Annotated in this window: 22 protein-coding genes and 1 riboswitch; of the genes, 18 read left to right on the top strand and 4 right to left on the bottom strand. The window is 35.1% G+C overall.

What is annotated here, in order from left to right:
* Positions 1-137 precede the first annotated feature (137 nt).
* The 4 genes from CNQ82_RS03925 to CNQ82_RS03940 all read left to right on the top strand — a co-directional run bounded on the left by CNQ82_RS03925 (position 138) and on the right by CNQ82_RS03940 (position 2,485).
* Complete coding sequence (locus tag CNQ82_RS03925; RefSeq protein WP_123144177.1) at positions 138-719, top strand: LemA family protein; 582 nt, start codon at positions 138-140, stop codon at positions 717-719.
* Positions 716-1,576, top strand: a complete 861-nt coding sequence (locus CNQ82_RS03930) for a TPM domain-containing protein (protein WP_164711942.1) — start codon at positions 716-718, stop codon at positions 1,574-1,576. Before CNQ82_RS03925 ends, CNQ82_RS03930 begins: the two co-directional genes overlap by 4 nt.
* A gap of 236 nt (positions 1,577-1,812) precedes the next feature.
* Entirely contained in the window at positions 1,813-2,094 is a 282-nt protein-coding gene (locus CNQ82_RS03935; protein ID WP_123144178.1) for a cupin domain-containing protein, read from the top strand.
* A gap of 187 nt (positions 2,095-2,281) precedes the next feature.
* Positions 2,282-2,485, top strand: coding sequence for a YozE family protein (locus CNQ82_RS03940; RefSeq protein ID WP_095106409.1), 204 nt, complete (start codon positions 2,282-2,284; stop codon positions 2,483-2,485).
* Between the two features lie 231 nt (positions 2,486-2,716).
* On the opposite strand, the gene CNQ82_RS03945 is transcribed toward CNQ82_RS03940, so the two are convergent.
* Both CNQ82_RS03945 and CNQ82_RS03950 read right to left on the bottom strand, forming a co-directional pair.
* The gene (locus tag CNQ82_RS03945) at positions 2,717-3,112 is read right to left on the bottom strand and encodes a DUF1398 family protein (RefSeq protein ID WP_123144179.1); all 396 of its coding nucleotides are present in this window, start codon (positions 3,110-3,112) and stop codon (positions 2,717-2,719) included.
* Positions 3,113-3,136: 24 nt separating this feature from the next.
* Positions 3,137-3,655: a GNAT family N-acetyltransferase gene (locus CNQ82_RS03950; protein WP_123144180.1), complete on the bottom strand. Its 519-nt coding sequence runs from the start codon at positions 3,653-3,655 to the stop codon at positions 3,137-3,139.
* Between the two features lie 422 nt (positions 3,656-4,077).
* On the opposite strand from CNQ82_RS03950, the gene aroD reads away from it, so the two are divergent.
* Both aroD and CNQ82_RS03960 read left to right on the top strand, forming a co-directional pair.
* Positions 4,078-4,803: a type I 3-dehydroquinate dehydratase gene (gene aroD / locus CNQ82_RS03955; protein ID WP_123144181.1), complete on the top strand. Its 726-nt coding sequence runs from the start codon at positions 4,078-4,080 to the stop codon at positions 4,801-4,803.
* Positions 4,804-4,875: 72 nt separating this feature from the next.
* The gene (locus tag CNQ82_RS03960; protein ID WP_095106402.1) at positions 4,876-5,418 is read left to right on the top strand and encodes a nitroreductase family protein; all 543 of its coding nucleotides are present in this window, start codon (positions 4,876-4,878) and stop codon (positions 5,416-5,418) included.
* Positions 5,419-5,473: 55 nt separating this feature from the next.
* Here CNQ82_RS03960 and CNQ82_RS03965 read toward each other — a convergent pair whose 3' ends face one another.
* Positions 5,474-5,797 (bottom strand): thioredoxin family protein, encoded by a 324-nt coding sequence (locus CNQ82_RS03965; RefSeq protein ID WP_123144182.1) that lies wholly within the window; start codon positions 5,795-5,797, stop codon positions 5,474-5,476.
* Between the two features lie 142 nt (positions 5,798-5,939).
* On the opposite strand from CNQ82_RS03965, the gene CNQ82_RS03970 reads away from it, so the two are divergent.
* The 12 genes from CNQ82_RS03970 to sufB all read left to right on the top strand — a co-directional run bounded on the left by CNQ82_RS03970 (position 5,940) and on the right by sufB (position 16,669).
* The gene (locus CNQ82_RS03970; protein ID WP_095106398.1) at positions 5,940-6,296 is read left to right on the top strand and encodes an arsenate reductase family protein; all 357 of its coding nucleotides are present in this window, start codon (positions 5,940-5,942) and stop codon (positions 6,294-6,296) included.
* A gap of 158 nt (positions 6,297-6,454) precedes the next feature.
* Positions 6,455-6,835, top strand: a complete 381-nt coding sequence (gcvH, locus tag CNQ82_RS03975; RefSeq protein ID WP_046100107.1) for a glycine cleavage system protein GcvH — start codon at positions 6,455-6,457, stop codon at positions 6,833-6,835.
* Positions 6,836-7,118: 283 nt separating this feature from the next.
* Positions 7,119-7,481 (top strand): toprim domain-containing protein, encoded by a 363-nt coding sequence (locus CNQ82_RS03980; RefSeq protein WP_095106397.1) that lies wholly within the window; start codon positions 7,119-7,121, stop codon positions 7,479-7,481.
* Positions 7,478-7,777 carry a thioredoxin family protein gene (locus CNQ82_RS03985; RefSeq protein ID WP_123144183.1) on the top strand — a complete coding sequence of 100 codons (300 nt, stop codon included), beginning with the start codon at positions 7,478-7,480 and terminating at the stop codon, positions 7,775-7,777. The genes CNQ82_RS03980 and CNQ82_RS03985 overlap by 4 nt, the downstream gene beginning before the upstream one ends.
* A gap of 55 nt (positions 7,778-7,832) precedes the next feature.
* A riboswitch (SAM riboswitch) is annotated at positions 7,833-7,937 on the top strand.
* Positions 7,938-8,035: 98 nt separating this feature from the next.
* The gene (locus CNQ82_RS03990; protein ID WP_123144184.1) at positions 8,036-9,061 is read left to right on the top strand and encodes a methionine ABC transporter ATP-binding protein; all 1,026 of its coding nucleotides are present in this window, start codon (positions 8,036-8,038) and stop codon (positions 9,059-9,061) included.
* Complete coding sequence (locus CNQ82_RS03995; RefSeq protein ID WP_095106393.1) at positions 9,054-9,749, top strand: methionine ABC transporter permease; 696 nt, start codon at positions 9,054-9,056, stop codon at positions 9,747-9,749. Before CNQ82_RS03990 ends, CNQ82_RS03995 begins: the two co-directional genes overlap by 8 nt.
* A gap of 28 nt (positions 9,750-9,777) precedes the next feature.
* Positions 9,778-10,599 carry a MetQ/NlpA family ABC transporter substrate-binding protein gene (locus CNQ82_RS04000; protein ID WP_123144185.1) on the top strand — a complete coding sequence of 274 codons (822 nt, stop codon included), beginning with the start codon at positions 9,778-9,780 and terminating at the stop codon, positions 10,597-10,599.
* A 422-nt stretch (positions 10,600-11,021) separates the two neighbouring features.
* Positions 11,022-11,780 carry a Fe-S cluster assembly ATPase SufC gene (gene sufC, locus CNQ82_RS04005; protein WP_095106390.1) on the top strand — a complete coding sequence of 253 codons (759 nt, stop codon included), beginning with the start codon at positions 11,022-11,024 and terminating at the stop codon, positions 11,778-11,780.
* Between the two features lie 66 nt (positions 11,781-11,846).
* Positions 11,847-13,154, top strand: coding sequence for a Fe-S cluster assembly protein SufD (sufD, locus tag CNQ82_RS04010; RefSeq protein WP_123144186.1), 1,308 nt, complete (start codon positions 11,847-11,849; stop codon positions 13,152-13,154).
* Between the two features lie 204 nt (positions 13,155-13,358).
* A complete protein-coding gene (locus tag CNQ82_RS04015) occupies positions 13,359-14,597 on the top strand; it encodes a cysteine desulfurase (RefSeq protein ID WP_095106388.1) in 1,239 nt (412 codons plus the stop codon).
* Positions 14,587-15,057, top strand: a complete 471-nt coding sequence (gene sufU, locus CNQ82_RS04020; RefSeq protein WP_123144187.1) for a Fe-S cluster assembly sulfur transfer protein SufU — start codon at positions 14,587-14,589, stop codon at positions 15,055-15,057. The genes CNQ82_RS04015 and sufU overlap by 11 nt, the downstream gene beginning before the upstream one ends.
* Positions 15,058-15,271: 214 nt before the next feature.
* A complete protein-coding gene (sufB, locus tag CNQ82_RS04025; protein ID WP_047132880.1) occupies positions 15,272-16,669 on the top strand; it encodes a Fe-S cluster assembly protein SufB in 1,398 nt (465 codons plus the stop codon).
* Between the two features lie 67 nt (positions 16,670-16,736).
* On the opposite strand, the gene CNQ82_RS04030 is transcribed toward sufB, so the two are convergent.
* Entirely contained in the window at positions 16,737-17,786 is a 1,050-nt protein-coding gene (locus CNQ82_RS04030) for a site-specific integrase (RefSeq protein ID WP_123144188.1), read from the bottom strand.
* Between the last annotated feature and the right edge of the window lie 111 nt (positions 17,787-17,897).

Raw genomic sequence — 17,897 nt, forward strand, 5'->3', positions numbered from 1 at the left:
CGTATGTGCACCAATTTTATAAATGAACTTTTTAAAATTTTTCAAGTGAGAAAAAAGTTCTTTTCTCTACAATCGTGTATGAGGATCATTTCATGTATAATAAAATTAAGAAACTAAGAGTTAAAGGAGTTTAAAAATTGAAGAAGACACTTACCCCGATTATTATTATTGGTATTGTAATTGTAATTATTGGCGCAATGATGATTGGTCCCTATAATAAATTGGTTGGTTTAGATGAAGACACAGATAAAGCACTCTCTAATATTGACAACCAGCTTCAACGACGTGTGGACTTAATCCCTAACTTAGTCAATACAGTGAAAGGTTATACTAAGCATGAGGAAGATGTTTTTAAACAAGTCTCTGATGCACGCAGTAAATTAGCAGGTGCGGATTCTCCTAAGGAAAAGGCAGAAGCAAATGATGAAGTCAACTCTTCATTAAGCAGATTGCTCGCAATTAGTGAAAAATATCCTGATTTAAAAGCAGATAAACAATTCACTGGATTACGCGATGAATTAGCTGGGACAGAAAATAGAATTGCTGTTTCAAGAAAAGATTATAATGATTCTGTAAATGAATATAACCAAGCCATTCGACACTTCCCAACAACAGTCGTTGCTAAAATTTTCGGTTTTGATAAAAAAGAATATTTTAAAGCGGAAAAAGGTGCCGAAAAAGCTCCAAAAGTAGATTTCGGTACTGATAGTTCTCAATGATGAAACGCATAATCGGCTTTTTAGCTGTTATGTTTGTTGGGGTGCTGATAACAGCACAAAGTGTTTCGGCATCAGAAAAGTTTCCACCTTTAGAGAAACCTGTTTTTGTACAAGATCATGCGGATATCATTTCACAAAATGATAAAGACGATATTGTTAAAAAGGGTCAGAAATTACAAGATGGAACGGATGCAGATATTCTAGTAATGACTATGAAATCGATTGGAAATACACCAAGAGAAGATTATGCATATGAAGCGGGACGCCATTACAAAGTCGGTGATCAAAAACATAACCGAGGCGTTGTAATACTGGTGAATTTAGATAATGACAATGAAAATAACAATAGAGGTATACAAGTTGCTGTAGGTGATGGTCTAGAAGGTGTGCTTAACGATGCGAAAGTCGGATCCTTAATCGACGATAAATTTTCTCCGTATGCTAAAAAAGCTGCTAATACAGATGATAAGGCTGAAAAAAAGCAATATTACAGTCAAGGTATTACGAATTTGTATAATGCGATTTGGGATGAGATTGCTAAGGCATATGGCTATGATGGAAAAGAATTTAAGGAAGATACGCCTAAAGAAACAGATAACTCTGGCAGTGGCGGTTTTCTAGGTTCGTTCGGGTTCATATTTGTGATTATCATCATTATTTTGATTATCATCACCAGAAATGGCGGTGGCGGTCCTCCTAGAGGGGGAGGCCGTAGAAGAGACGACTCTGGAATGTGGTGGGTAGGACCCGGTTCTGGAGGTGGCTTTGGAAATGGTTCTTCCGGCGGTGGCTTTAGCGGAGGCGGCTTCGGTGGAGGAGGCGGCTTCTCAGGCGGCGGAGCTGGAAGAGGATTTTAAAGTAAAAAGGGAGTCGCAATTTAGCGTGCTCTCTTTTTTAATGTTAAAGTAGATTGGGAAGGAACGAGAATTATGTTCGCTAATTCTTCTTAAAAATAATTAATTTTGCGTAATGAAGTTGTGATTAATCGGCAAACTTTGTGGGACTGCTCTTGTATCTCTACAGAGCATCCGTTAATTTAGAATTAAGTCACTAAAGCAACATGAATAATACATTATTTATTGAGGTGGTTAGTATGGAAAAATTAACAGGAACAGGCAAAACAGGACCAATCTATCAATCAGAACAGCAGACAATTGTGAATATCGTCTTTAAAGCAGGAGAAACACTTCCTACTCATTCTGCACCGAATTGTGTAGTTGTAGTTCCAGTAAGAGGAACGATTCAATTTAGAGGCGAAGATTTTGATGAGCGCATTGCACCAGGTTCAGTTGTGCGGATAAACCCTGATGAAAAGCACAGTTTAGAAGCACTTACAGACGCAGAAGTAATGGTTATAAAATCGCATTTAGCTTAAAAGAGAAAAAATAAATGAAATCAACTTTTATGTATATAATAATTTTGTAAAAACTGTATTTATATTTTATCTATTATGATATACTAGAGGAAATCCTATCAACCTAATAAGAAATACTTTTTCGATGCGTCGAAAATGAAAATTATTGAATTTCTGATAAGGAAATACCTTTAAGTGAGGTTGTTGAATGTCATTTTATAAATTTATTATTACATTTATGGAAGACGATACACCATTTGGTCAATTAGCAGATTATATTACAAAAGATCACAATTTCCCAAAGGAAGAGACAAACGTCCAAAATATTTATGATTATGTACATGAGCATTATATGGAAAACCATCTTCTAGAATCCGCCAATAGAGCAATGAGTATATATGAAAAACATTAAATGTAACAAGTGCGAAGTATGTATGATGCTTGCACTTGTTTTTTTATAAATTTAAATCGAAAAAATTACGATTTATGGTTTACAAATAGGAGAATATACTGTAATATAAAACGTAACCGTTACGATTTGCGGTCACTTAATTACAACTTACTTTACTTAGTCAATTCGGTACACGGGAATGTGCCGAATTTTTTTATTACGCAGTCATTTTAATTGATATTTCAATACGTGTTAATCAGCAGGAATTTCTGTAATTAACACGACATTGCCTTGAACATCAAAATAGGCGACTTCGAAGTTACGCACGTCAACTAACCATAAATAAATACCTGAAGCTGCAGCCCGGTTGCAAAACTCTTTGAAAGTAAATTCCCCAGCTCGCGCCCCTTGCAGAACTTCAGTAAAGGTCTTTTTATCTGCATGATGTGGAAAAAGAACAGAAGTAGCATCTTCTTGAAGATAGATTTCGTCTCCTTCTGCATCTGTGAATATATAAAGTCCATTTTTTAGATGGTAAGTATACTTTACAACTCCGCAGTCTTTAAACTTCTTTAAAGTATTCGGGAAATCAGCAGTAGAAGTTTCATTCTTCAATGCTAGTTTTAAATTAAATTTTGTAAACTCCATATTTTCCCTCTTTTCACTATGAACTTAATAATTCACCTTTGCAGTCTTTTCAATAGGATAGATAAGCCAATGCTCATCTATATAGTGGTTATTATACTTACGTGAATTTGTTTCAAAACCAACTTTCGAAAATCCATATTCACTATAAAAGACCATAGCTCCAATATTATTAGAAGCCACAGGTGCTAAAATCTTTTCGATATTCATTTTAAGACAGAAATCCACAACTGAATCAAGTAAGTGTTCATCCAGATGATCAATATCTTTTACATACATATTCTCAATAATACTTTTATGTTTAGTGCCGATAATAATAGGGTGGAATAAAGTCAGTGCACCTACTAAAACATCATCTAAAAAGACGCCGAATAGATATTGAATCGTATTGTTTTCATCAAGCAGGTGTGCGAAATATTCTTCAGAGATTGTGTTTTCGTCGTAAATGGCCCAAGTATAAATATTTTTCTTATCTTGAGCAGCCTCTCTAAACAAGTTATATACATTTTTTAAGTCATCTGGTTTCAATAAGCGGATTTCTTTCATTTTTCACACTCCAAATTTCAAAATCGGATGAAATTATTTATTGTTTTAAGGCAATAGAATAACATCAATTAGTTAATTTTAATATTATAATAGGCTTATAAACAAATCAATGACAAATTCATGTACTTTTCAAAAAAGTTAAAAAGTTATATGAATGCCGAATTTGCTGTGTGAATGAGCAAAGAGAACTGCATTTCAAGCATTGTTCAATATACAAACCATTTAATAAATTTGATATAATAAATTGCATATGTATTTGAAAGAGGTTACAACTATGGAATGGCTAGGATTTCTAATACCTACTTTAGTATTGTTGATTGCAGTATTTTTCTTCATACTTATTATCTTTTTGGATAAATAGTGTTGAAAAAATAAGGGAAAGTTAAATAATAAGTGCGATTATTGAAAGTGAGGTATGTAGTATGAGTAAGGTGGATGTAGCAGTGACAATTGCTCCCTATGAGGGAGTAAATAAACAATTAAAAAATGACTTGATAAGAGAAAAAGCAAATATTGATATCATCGAACTGCGTATTGATCAACGCGAATCATTGGATTTTAAAGAGTTAGAAAAGCTATTGAAAGATTTAAAAACTATCGATATAAAGGCTAAGGTTTTAGTGACTTACCGCACTGCAGTTCAAGGTGGTAAAGGAAGTAAAAACGGCAAAGACTATTATGAATTTTTACAAAATCTTATCCAAATTGAAGGATACGATATGATAGACATCGAATGGGAGGAAACGCAATCTGAGACGTTGCTGCAATTGATCGCACAGGCGCAAGTAGCTGGATTAGAAGTCGTTTTATCACAGCATGATTTCGAGCAGACTCCTAATTTGGAAGCCTTAAAATTCACTTATTTTAAAATGAATAAATTAGGTGCAGATATATTGAAAATAGCAGTGATGCCTAAAGAAAGACAAGATGTCTTAAACTTATTAGAAGCACTTGCTACTTCTGCAGAAAGTGTACAAGCCAAATCAGTCGGTATCGCTATGTCTCACCTTGGATTGGTTTCTAGAACAGCACAAGGTGTGTTCGGAGGAGCTATCTCATACGGATGTTTAGGTGAACCGCAAGCACCTGGACAAATTCATGTACGCAAATTAAAAGAACTTTTGAATTTATACGAAATAAACAAATAATTTGAATAAAAACATTCGACAATCTATACTATAAATGATAATGATTATCATTAGATGAAAGGGAGTTAGACTGTGGAATTAAAAGATGCAATTACTTCAAGACGTAGTGTTAAAATATTTGACCATGATATGCAAATAGATGACGAAGCATTGTATGAAGCGCTCAAACTTTCTACAGATGCACCTAATCATGGTATGAGAGAGCCTTGGAGAATTGTGCATGTTTCCAAAGAACGATTAGGAGATATGAGTCGATCAGTTTCTCGCTTTGCTTTTAGAAACGAACCTGAGAAACAACAAAGTCATTTTGACGCCGTAACCAAACTCGGCGGATTATTAGTGATGATTGTCAAAAGAGATCCAAGACAAAAAGAAAATCTTGAAAATCATTTAGCGTTCGGAACTTATGCACAAAATCTGATGCTCTTATTGTATGAAGCGGGCATTGGTACATGTTGGAAATCTCCGGAATATATTTTCTCACCAAAAGTAAGAAAAGTATTAGGAGTCCAAGATGATGAAGATTTAGTTGGATTTTTATATTTAACAGATTTAGAAGGTAAAATACCTCCTAAAAAACCGCGTCATACAGAAAACTTTATTTCGGAATATTAATTGAAAACGGTCTGTGATTTACTTAGAAATCACAGACCGTTTTTGTTAATTGTAATTACTTGTTGAATGTTTCACTTAAGAAAGATTCCACTTGTTCAGGGGATTTAGCATTTGCGGAATGTAAGTGTGCAAGTTTATCTCCATATTGGAAAACAAGCAGACTTGGAATTCCCATTACTTCATTTTCTTGAGCAACTTCTTCTAATTCGTCTCGGTTAACTGAATACCATTTATAATCATCGTATTTTTTAACGATCGGGTCGATCCACATGTCCATAGCTTTGCAATCAGGACACCAACCTGCTTCGAATTTAACGATTACAGGTTGTTCGCTTTGAATCACTTTATCAAATTCTTCACGTGTTGTTATAGCTTCCATTACTAATTCTCTCCTTTAAAATTGCTTATACGCTTATTATAACTAATGATTTGCGAATCTAAAAAAATTTTAACCTATAAATTAAAGCGTTTTAATTGATAATTTGGTATATTATAAACAAAGTTAAAGGAGGTCAATGAATGTGATTAGATTTTATCAGTATCAAAATTGTACAACATGCAAGAAAGCAGCTAAATTTCTAGATGAATACGGTGTAAGTTACGAACCGATTGACATTGTAGAGCTTAATCCCAATAAAAGAGAGTTGCAAGACATGATTGATAAGACCGGTGTCGAAATTGACAAATTATTCAACAAGCGCGGAGGTAAATACCGCGAATTAGGCCTGAAAGACCGTTTAGATGATTTATCAGACGATGAAAAGCTAGATTTATTGGCTTCAGACGGTATGTTAGTGAAACGTCCATTAGCAATTTCAGGCGATAAAATAACGCTTGGATTCAATGAAAAAGAATACAAAGAAAAATGGGTAAACTAACTTAACTGTGACCCGTATTTGCATTCCTTTTAAGAACTCGATTAATTAAATTAACCAAAAAAATTTAAAACATAAAAGATGTCTATAAATAGTTGAATGAAAAGGTTTCATATGGCATCATTAAAGAGTATTCATTTATATTATAGGAGGGGATTCGTGTGGCAGTGCCAGAGGAATTGAAATATTCAAAAGAACATGAATGGGTTAAAGTTGAAGGCGATACAGTAACAATCGGTATTACTGAATACGCACAAGGTGAACTTGGCGATATCGTATTCGTTGAGTTACCAGAAACAGAAGATGATATTGAAGAGGGCGAATCTTTCGGTAGCGTAGAATCAGTTAAAACTGTATCTGAATTATATGCACCTGTTTCAGGCTCTGTAGTTGAAATTAATGAAGAATTAGAAGACAGCCCTGAATTCGTTAATGAATCACCATATGAAAAAGCATGGATGGTGAAAGTGAAATTAAATGATGAAAGTCAATTAGATGACTTATTATCAGCAGATCAATATAAAGAAATGATTGGTGAATAATTTATATTGAAAAAGCAACTCCAGGATACTTTGTATTTTGGGGTTATTTTTTTCGTGGAAATGGATATAACTAACTATATTAGTAAAGTGCAGTTACTTAACAGTTGAGTACATAATGCATTTGTTTCAAAACAATTTTCATGCAAAGCGATAAGTTTCTGCGTTACTATAGAATTATAAGTTTGATTAGCAAAATTTAATATTATTACGTATTTCTTAACTTAAGCACCACGTTTGCAAGTATTATGCAATGATATCACGAGAGTATTGGAGTGTAGTGAATATGGCATTGTTAGATAAAGTAATCGTTGTTGAAGGTAAGACAGATAAAAAGCGTGTTCAAGAGGTGATGAACGAACCAGTCCAAATCATTTGTACACACGGCACAATGGGGATTGATAAATTAGACGATATGATTGAATCCCTATATGAACGCCCAGTCTATATCCTCGTGGATGCAGATAAAGAAGGACAACGCATCCGCCAATGGTTTAAACATTATCTTTCAGAAAGCGAGCATATCTTTGTGGACAAAACCTATTGTGAAGTAGCTCGCTGTCCTAGACCTTACCTTGCTAGAGTGCTTAGAAAATATGGATTTAACGTAAAAGATGAAGCTCCTGTGAAAGGATTAGTTTATAGATGAGTACAAGCAAGACAACTAGAACAGATATTACCCAAAATTTTGATAAAGACAAACATCTGATATTTGGTTATACACCAATGTGCGGAACGTGCAAAATTTCCGAAAGAATGCTGGATATTGCAAATGATATATTGCAACTGCCAGTAGTCAAAGCGGACTTGAACTTTCATGCGGATTTCAGCGAGCAATATAAAATACAATCTGTTCCGGTAGTAATGTTGATGTCTAAAGATCAAGAAATAAAGCGAATTTACGCATTTCAATCTGTTCCATATTTATTAGAAAATTTAAAATAGTTATTGACTATCACAGAGTGAAGTGGTAGGATAAATATCAATTAAATAGTGTTATCTCTTATCAAGAGAGGTGGAGGGATGTGCCCTGCGAAACCCGGCAACCGTCTTATTAGAAATGGTGCCAATTCACAAAAAGTTGAACTGCTTTTGAAGATGAGAGAAAGAAATTTTAAATTGCTTTCTCTTTATCGCTTGAAGCGACGATAAGAGAAAGCATTTTTTAATGTGGTAATGTAAGCAAGGAAAGGGGAGTATAGGGTGATTCAACTCAAACAAATCGTCAAACGGTATAAGACGAAACATCAAGATGTACTAGCTGTCGATCATGTCGATTTAGATGTAGCAGAAGGTACGATTTACGGCGTTATCGGGTTTTCAGGCGCTGGTAAAAGTACGCTTGTCAGAATCTTAAATTATTTAGAAGAACCAACTTCAGGTGAAGTGATTATAGACGGAGAAGAATTGGGTAAGCTTTCTAAATCGCAGTTAAGAAAGAAACGTCAAAAAGTCAGCATGATTTTCCAGCATTTCAACCTATTATGGTCCAGAACAGTGTTGGATAACATTACGTTTCCATTGGAAATTGCAGGTGTTAAGCGCAACAAAGCTGTAGCCAGAGCCAAAGAATTAATTAATTTGGTAGGTTTAAGCGGACGTGAAAAGGCCTATCCTTCTGAATTATCTGGAGGTCAAAAACAAAGAGTCGGTATTGCGCGTGCATTAGCGAATGATCCAAAAGTCTTGTTATGTGATGAAGCAACAAGTGCATTAGACCCGCAAACAACGGATGAAATTTTAGAACTACTTTTAAAAATTAGAAAAGAAGAAGATTTAACGATTGTTATCATTACGCATGAGATGAACGTTATCCGTCAAATCTGTGATGAAGTTGCAGTGATGGAAAATGGACGTGTAATTGAGCGCGGTAATGTGAAAGAAGTATTTGAGAATCCGCAACATCAAGTCACTAAACGTTTTGTGAAAGAAGGTTTAAATGACGAATTCGACGAATCTATTGAAGAATTAATTCCGGCAGCGGAAGATGGTTATATCCTCAGATTTAACTTTGCGGGAGAAGAAACAACTGAACCTCTCGTATCCTATATCACGCAGCAATATGATTTAAATGTCAACATCTTAGAAGCAAATATTCGTCATTCTAAAAATGGACCGGTTGGTTTCTTGATTGTACATATTGCAGGATTGAAAACTGAATATTTTGATGAGTTCAAAAACGAATTGGAAAAACGCAGTGTGAACGTGGAGGTGGTACGTCATGGATAAATCATTCAGCGATATACTTCAAGAAATGATTACAATGCCGAACGTTCAATGGGATCAAGTATGGCAAGCTTCAATTGAAACGCTTTATATGACGGCAATTTCTACGGTATTTGCATTTATCATCGGTTTAATTTTAGGGGTTCTCTTATTTTTAACTGCTAAAAGCAAATCACCTGTAGCTAAAGTGTTCTACCAAATTGTTTCGTTTATTGTTAACTTGTTCAGAGCGATTCCTTTCATCATTTTAATCTTATTATTAATTCCATTTACAAGTTTGATTTTAGGAACTATCAGCGGACCAACAGGTGCATTGCCGGCATTAGTAATCGGTGCAGCACCATTCTATGCACGATTAGTAGAAATTGCGTTCAAAGAGATTAATAAAGGTGTGATTGAAGCAGCACGTTCTATGGGAGCTGATACTTGGACAATTATCAGAAAAGTGTTAATTCCAGAAGCACGTCCAGCTTTAATTTCAGGTATCACAGTAACAGCAATCGCTTTAGTAGGATCTACAGCAGTTGCTGGTGTAATCGGTGCCGGAGGTCTAGGTAACTTGGCCTACTTAACAGGATTTACTAGAAACCAAAATGATGTCATTTTAGTTTCAACTATCCTTATTTTAGTATTTGTGTTCATCATCCAATACGTGGGTGACTGGGCTACTAATAAAATAGACAAACGTTAATATTGATTTCAAAAAAGGGGTAAAGCAAATGAAAAAAATTATTAGTATTTTAGCAGTTTTAGTATTAACAGCAGCTTTAGCAGCTTGTGGCAACAAAGATAAATCAGACAGCGATTCGAAAACAATCACAGTAGGCGCATCTCCTGCACCGCATGCTGAAATTTTAGAAAAAGCTAAACCAATCTTGAAAAAAGAAGGTTATGACTTAAAAATCAAAACAATCAACGACTATACTACACCGAATAAATTGGTAGATAATGGCGAATTAGATGCTAACTTCTTCCAACATACACCTTACTTGAACACTGAAAAGAAAAGTAAAGGTTACAAACTTGTATCAGTAGGTAACGTACACTTAGAACCAATGGCTGTATATTCTAAAAAATATAAAAGCTTAAAAGATCTTCCAAAAGGCGCAACAGTTTATGTTTCCAACAACCCTGCTGAAGAAGGACGTTTCTTGAAATTCTTCGTAGATGACGGCTTAATCAAGTTGAAAAAAGGTGTTAAAATTCAAGATGCTAAATTCAGCGATATTGTAGAAAACAAAAAAGATATCAAATTCAATAACAAACAATCAGCAGAGTACTTACCAAAAATCTATCAAAACCAAGATGTTGATGCAGCAATTATCAACTCTAACTTTGCAATCGAACAACATTTAAGTCCTAAAAAAGACTCAATTGCACTTGAAAAACCAGAAGGTAACCCATATGCAAACTTAGTTGCTGTTAAAGATGGCGACCAAAAAGAGAAAAAAATCAAAGCTTTAATCAAAGCATTGCAATCTAAAGAAATCAAAGATTACATCAATAAAAAATATGATGGTGCTGTAATTCCAGCAGAATAACAGTATGTTTTTAATAAAACCCTGTAAATTCAACGTTTACGGGGTTTTTATTTGTTTAAAAACAATTAAAAAGGGCGGAAAAAGGACCGTTTGTCGATTTTTTTATAATAAGAAGTATAGTTTTTGTTTTACTTAAATTTGTCAATATTATTATTGTGACAGAAATATTGGTAATGATAATTTGATGCTAGAAAATGAGAATCAACAAGAATTTTTTTAGTGAATTAAATCACGAAATTGTATCAATTCAATAGTGATTCCTAGATTAGAATTCTTTTAATTTAGGTGCTCAAAAGGTTTATTAAAGGGGTCAATTGCGTTATAATTTATAAATGTATCAATGTAGTGCTATTTTGACTACAGATTAAAATTATTATAAACTAGTATATGAAATACTATTTATGTTTACGGAGGGACTTTTAATGCCATCAACATTGGAGATTAAAGACTTACACGTGTCTATTGAGGATAAAGAAATCTTAAAAGGCGTTAATTTAACAATTAACACTGGAGAAATTCATGCAGTTATGGGACCAAACGGAACTGGTAAATCTACATTATCAGCAGCTATCATGGGTCACCCTGCATACACTGTTACACAAGGTGAAGTATTACTTGACGGTGTAAATGTTTTAGAATTAGAAGTAGATGAACGTGCTAAAGCAGGTTTATTCTTAGCAATGCAATATCCATCAGAAATTACTGGTGTAACGAATGCAGACTTCATGCGTTCAGCTATCAATGCGAAACGTGAAGAAGGTAAAGAAATCAACTTAATGCAATTCATTAAGAAATTAGATAAAGAGATGGAATTCTTGGATATGGATCCAAACATGGCACAACGTTACCTTAACGAAGGATTCTCTGGCGGTGAGAAAAAACGTAACGAAATCTTACAACTTATGATGTTGCAACCTAAATTTGCAATCCTTGATGAAATCGACTCTGGTTTAGACATCGACGCATTGAAAGTTGTATCTAAAGGTATCAACGAAATGCGTGGCGATGACTTCGGTTCATTAATTATTACGCACTACCAACGCTTATTAAATTACATCACTCCAGACTTCGTACACGTTATGTACAATGGTAAAATCGTGAAAACAGGCGGAGAAGAATTAGCACAACGTCTTGAAAGCGAAGGTTACGAATGGGTTAAAGAAGAATTCAGTGAAGCATAAGTTTTATGCACATTGATAATGACAACAGATTAAATGTTATAAGTATCGTTAGGAGGAAATGAAGTTATGACGACTGAAACTTTGAACATTTCTGAAGCAGAACTTGTTGAATATTCACAAGCCCACAATGAACCTTCTTGCATGACAGATTTACGTAAAGAAGCATTGAAACTTACTGAAACTTTGGAAATGCCAAAACCAGATAAAACAAAAATCGATAAATGGGATTTCGACTCATTTAAACAATTAGAAACAACTTCTGATAAATATAAAGACATTAAAGATGTACCAGATTCAATTGAAAAAGTAATTGATGTGGAAAAATCAGAAAACTTGATTATCCAACACAACAACACATTAGCTTTTTCCCGTGTGTCTGAATCAGCACAAAAAGACGGCGTAATTATTGAAGGCTTAGCAGATGCCTTAATTAACCACGGCGACTTAGTTCAAAAATACTTGATGCAAGATGCAGTAACTGTAGACGAACATCGTTTAACTGCTTTGCACACAGCATTGATCAATGGCGGCGTATTTGTTTACGTACCTAAAAATGTTGTAGTTGAACATCCAATTCAATATGTAGTATTGCATGACGATGAAAACGCTAGTTTCTTCAACCACGTGATTATTGCTACTGAACAAAGTGCAGAAGTCACTTACGTTGAAAACTATCTTTCAGATGTCAGCGGCGAAGGTAATCAACTTAACATTGTCTCAGAAGTAATTGCAGGAGCAAATTCTACTATTACTTATGGTGCAGTTGATTACTTAGATAAAGGTTTCACAGGTCATATTATTCGTCGCGGTATTACTGAAGCAGATGCTTCAATCAACTGGGCGCTTGGCTTAATGAACGAAGGCGACCAAATTATTGATAATACTACAAACTTGATTGGCGATCGTTCTACAAGTGAATTGAAATCAGTAGCTGTAGGTACAGGAAGCCAAAAAGCAAACGTAACTTCTAAAATCGTTCAATATGGTGTTGAAACTGACGGCTACATTTTAAAACATGGTGTAGTTGAAGACAGCGCAACAATTATCTTTAATGGTATTGGATACATCAAGCATGGCGGTTCTAAATCAGTTGCAAACCAAGAATCTCGTGTCTTAATGCTTTCTGAAAAAGCACGTGGTGACGCGAATCCAATTCTTTTAATTGATGAAGATGATGTTGAAGCAGGTCACGCAGCTTCAATCGGCCGTGTTGATGAAGAACAACTTTACTACTTGATGAGTCGCGGAATTTCTAAACACGAAGCAGAACGTTTAGTTATTCATGGATTCTTAGATCCAGTAGTAAGAGAATTACCAATTGAAGATGTTAAACGTCAATTAAGAGAAGTTATTGAATTAAAAGTAGCAAAATAAGAGAGATAAGCTAGGCAGGAGAGAATGAGAAAAGGGGTTGCTTCAAGCTTGCAATATCCATTTTAAATGGATGGAGCTGTTTCAGCCTTCTTGTCTGTACTCTTCTTCAACACGAAGATTTCCCAGAAAGCAATTCATTGAAATCCTGTCAGCTACTATTTTGCACGACAAGTGATTATTAATGAAGAAAGGTCTGAGGATAAAGTGGCCGATACACTCAATGTTAATGAAATTATAGAAGATTTTCCGATTTTAAAAGAGCAAGTAAACGGCAAACGCTTGGCTTATTTAGATACAACGGCAACAAGTCAGAAGCCGCTTCAAGTCATTGAAGCAATTGACGATTATTATAAACGCTATAATTCCAATGTTCACCGTGGTGTGCACACACTCGGTTCTTTAGCAACAGACGGATACGAAGGTGCACGTGAAACAGTAAGACGTTTCATTAATGCACGTTACTTCGAAGAAATCATTTTCACACGAGGTACTACAGCTTCTATTAATTTAGTGGCACGCAGTTACGGTGATGCGAACATTTCAGAAGGCGATGAAATCGTGGTAACTGAAATGGAACATCACGCTAACATTGTACCTTGGCAAGAACTGGCACATCGTAAAAATGCGACATTAAAATTCATACCGATGACTGAAACGGGTGAATTGAATATTGAAGATGTGAAAGCGACAATTAATGATAAAACAAAAATTGTAGCGGTAGCACATGTGTCAAACGTTTTAGGAACAATCAATGATGTCAAAGAAATAGCGAAAGTTGCACATGAACATGGTGCGATTATCAGTGTAGACGGTGCACAATCTGCACCACATATGAAACTGGATATGCAAGATTTAGACGTTGACTTCTACAGCTTCAGCGGTCACAAAATGTTAGGTCCGACTGGTATTGGTGTCCTATATGGTAAACGTGATTTGTTGAAGAACATGGAGCCGATTGAATATGGTGGCGATATGATTGACTTTGTAGGCAAATACGATGCGACTTGGACAGATTTACCAGTTAAATTTGAAGCGGGTACACCGTTAATTGCACAAGCAATCGGTTTAGCAGAAGCTATCAAATATCTTGAGAATATCGGTTTTGACGCTATTCATGCGCATGAAAAAGAATTAACTGAATATGCATATGAACAAATGTCTCAAGTTGAAGACTTAGAAATTTACGGACCTCCGAAAGACAGACGTGCGGGCGTAATTACTTTCAACATTAAAGATATTCATCCGCATGATGTTGCTACAGCACTAGATACTGAAGGTGTTGCGGTACGGGCAGGCCACCACTGTGCGCAACCGCTAATGAAATGGTTGGGCCAATCTTCAACAGCGAGAGCAAGTTTCTATATCTATAATACGAAAGAAGACATTGATCAACTTGTATATGCTTTGAAACAAACGAAGGAGTTTTTCTCATATGAATTTTAATAATTTAGATCAGTTATACAGATCTGTAATTATGGACCATTATAAAAACCCTAGAAACAAAGGCAAATTGGATAACGGCTCTCTTACTGTTGATATGAACAACCCAACTTGCGGAGACCGTATTCATCTTACTTTCGATATTGAAGACGGCGTTATTCAAGATGCAAAATTTGATGGAGAAGGCTGTTCAATCTCTATGTCTAGTGCTTCTATGATGACTGAAGCTGTAAAAGGACACTCATTAAAAGAAGCGCTAGAAATGAGTCAAGAATTCTCTAAAATGATGCTCGGCGAAGATTATGAATTAACAGAAGATATGGGCGACATTGAAGCACTTCATGGTGTCTCTCAATTCCCAGCTCGTATCAAATGTGCAACACTTGCATGGAAAGCTTTAGAAAAAGGAACTGTAGAACGTGAAGGTAAAGCAGAGCCAAATTCTAGCGAAGATGCAAATTAAGTCAGTATATAACGGGTAAAATATAAACAACCGGTTTATAAGGTTTCGAATGGACCGGTTAAATGATAAGCTAGTAACATCGAGTATTATCTTAGAGCAGATAATACGATAGCAGATAAGTCAACTTATCGTAAATCAACAAGATGCTCTATTAAATTGAAAGATTGTCACGTGTAAATTATATCGTGTTGATTATATAAAAGGAGTGATTGAAATGGCTAAACAAGCACCTGATGTTGGGGATTACAAATATGGTTTCCACGACGAAGATGTTTCCATTTTCAGATCAGAACGCGGATTAACAGAAAATATCGTAACTGAAATTTCTAAAATGAAAGAAGAACCTCAATGGATGCTAGACTTCCGTCTAAAAGCTTTGAAGTTATTCTATAAAATGCCGATGCCACAATGGGGCGGCGACTTGTCAGAATTAAACTTTGACGACATCACTTATTATGTTAAACCTTCAGAACATGCAGAACGTTCTTGGGATGAAGTACCTGAAGAAATCAAACGTACTTTCGACCGTTTAGGTATCCCTGAAGCAGAACAAAAATACCTTGCTGGTGTTTCTGCGCAATACGAATCTGAAGTCGTTTATCAAAATATGGAGCAAGAATTAGAAGAAAAAGGTGTTATCTTTAAAGATACTGACTCTGCATTGAGAGAACATGAAGAATTATTCAAAGAATATTTCGCATCAGTTGTTCCTGCTGGCGATAATAAATTCGCTGCATTAAACTCAGCAGTTTGGTCAGGTGGTTCATTCATCTACGTACCAAAAAATATTAAATTAGATACACCATTACAAGCATACTTCCGTATCAACTCAGAAAACATGGGTCAATTCGAACGTACATTGATTATTGCTGATGAAGGAGCGTCTGTAAACTATGTTGAAGGATGTACAGCTCCTGTTTATACAACAAACTCTTTACACTCAGCTGTAGTTGAAATCTTTGTACACAAAGATGCTCATGTGCGTTATACTACAATTCAAAACTGGGCTAACAACGTTTATAACTTAGTTACTAAACGTACAATGGTTCATGAGAATGGTAATATGGAATGGGTTGACGGTAACTTAGGTTCTAAATTGACAATGAAATACCCTAACTGTGTATTAGCAGGCGAAGGTGCTAAAGGCAGCACACTTTCAATTGCATTAGCAGGTAAAGGTCAAGTACAAGATGCCGGCGCTAAAATGATTCACTTAGCACCTAACACATCTTCTACTATCGTTTCTAAATCAATTTCTAAAGATGGCGGTAAAGTTGTTTATCGCGGTATCGTTAAATTCGGTCGTAAAGCCAAAGGTGCACGTGCGAACATCGAATGTGATACGTTAATCTTAGATAACAAATCAACTTCAGATACTATTCCTTATAATGAAATCATGAACGATGACATTTCATTAGAACACGAAGCTAAAGTATCTAAAGTATCAGAAGAACAACTCTTCTACTTGATGAGTCGCGGTATTTCAGAAGAAGAAGCTACTGAAATGATCGTAATGGGCTTCATCGAACCATTTACTAAAGAACTACCAATGGAATATGCAGTAGAAATGAACCGTTTGATTAAATTCGAAATGGAAGGTAGTATCGGATAGCCTTCAGAGGCGTGGTTGAGCCATTCTTGAAGTCGAAAAAGGGCTATTGATACCATTTTGATACCATTTACTCATCAAATATGGCTATCGCATCATGCTTTTTCTGGGTGTATAAATGGCTGTAAGTGCCCATCGTTTCAGTGATTTGAGCGTGTCTCATAAGTGACTGTAAAACGAAAATATCTACACCGTTATTTGCAAGATAAGATGCGTAAGAATGTCTCAGCGTGTGTATGTTATAGTGTGGAAAAGCCTTTTGAAATTTTTTATGAACATGGCTATAATGTTTAGGTGCTATTCCACCGAAAATGAAATAGCTGCGTTCATCAAAATACTTGTTAGCTGCTTTTTCGCGTTGGTAACGTTCAGCTAACATTTCATTAATAAAATTAGGTAGTGGAACAATATCTTCTGAACTGTCAGTTTTCGGACGTGGATATATTGTTCTGTTGGAGATGTCCATAGTTTTGTCTATGGATATCTCTTTTTTATATTTATTATAATCTGTCCATACTAAAGCCATAGCTTCTCCAATTCTCAATCCAGTATAGAACATGAGCTTAAACAATTCTTGATAATCTTGTTCTTCTACTTCTTTCACACGCTCATCAAATTCTTCTCTCAACATGTATTTCGGTTTAGTTTTTATGCGCGGAATTGGCTTGATAGAAATAGTAGGGTCAGTACGTAAACCAAAGTATTTTTTAGCGTAATTGATGACTACTTTGAAACCAGACCATATTGTGCGTGCTGTGTTAGTGGAAGGGATATTATCCATTAAATATTTGCGGAACTCTTGGCATTGATTCTGCGTAATTTTATTCATATTAATATGTCCGAACTTATCTTTAAAGTGCCGATTATATTCATTTATTTTGCGTTTTTTAGTTTTAGGTCTTAGATCACTATGTTCTAAGTAATGATTAAATACATAATCAAATGTATTTGAATCGCTATAACCTTCATTTATATCGTTTAAAAAAGCAGCTTCTGCATACTTAGCTTCTCTTTTAGTGTTATATCCTCGTTTCATTTTGCGTTTATTGTTACCATAAACATCTTTATATCTGACGGAAAAATACCATTTGTTTGTACTATCGTCTTTATATACTGGCATTTTTACTCATTCCTCCTCAAAAAAGGTAAAAAAATAATAAGGGTACGGTGGGTGTACCCATGTAATAGTTTAAAACTATATATAGAGTGATAACTCATAGAAATATGTTAT

The sequence above is a fragment of the Staphylococcus debuckii genome (genome assembly GCF_003718735.1).
Lineage (GTDB): Bacteria > Bacillota > Bacilli > Staphylococcales > Staphylococcaceae > Staphylococcus > Staphylococcus debuckii.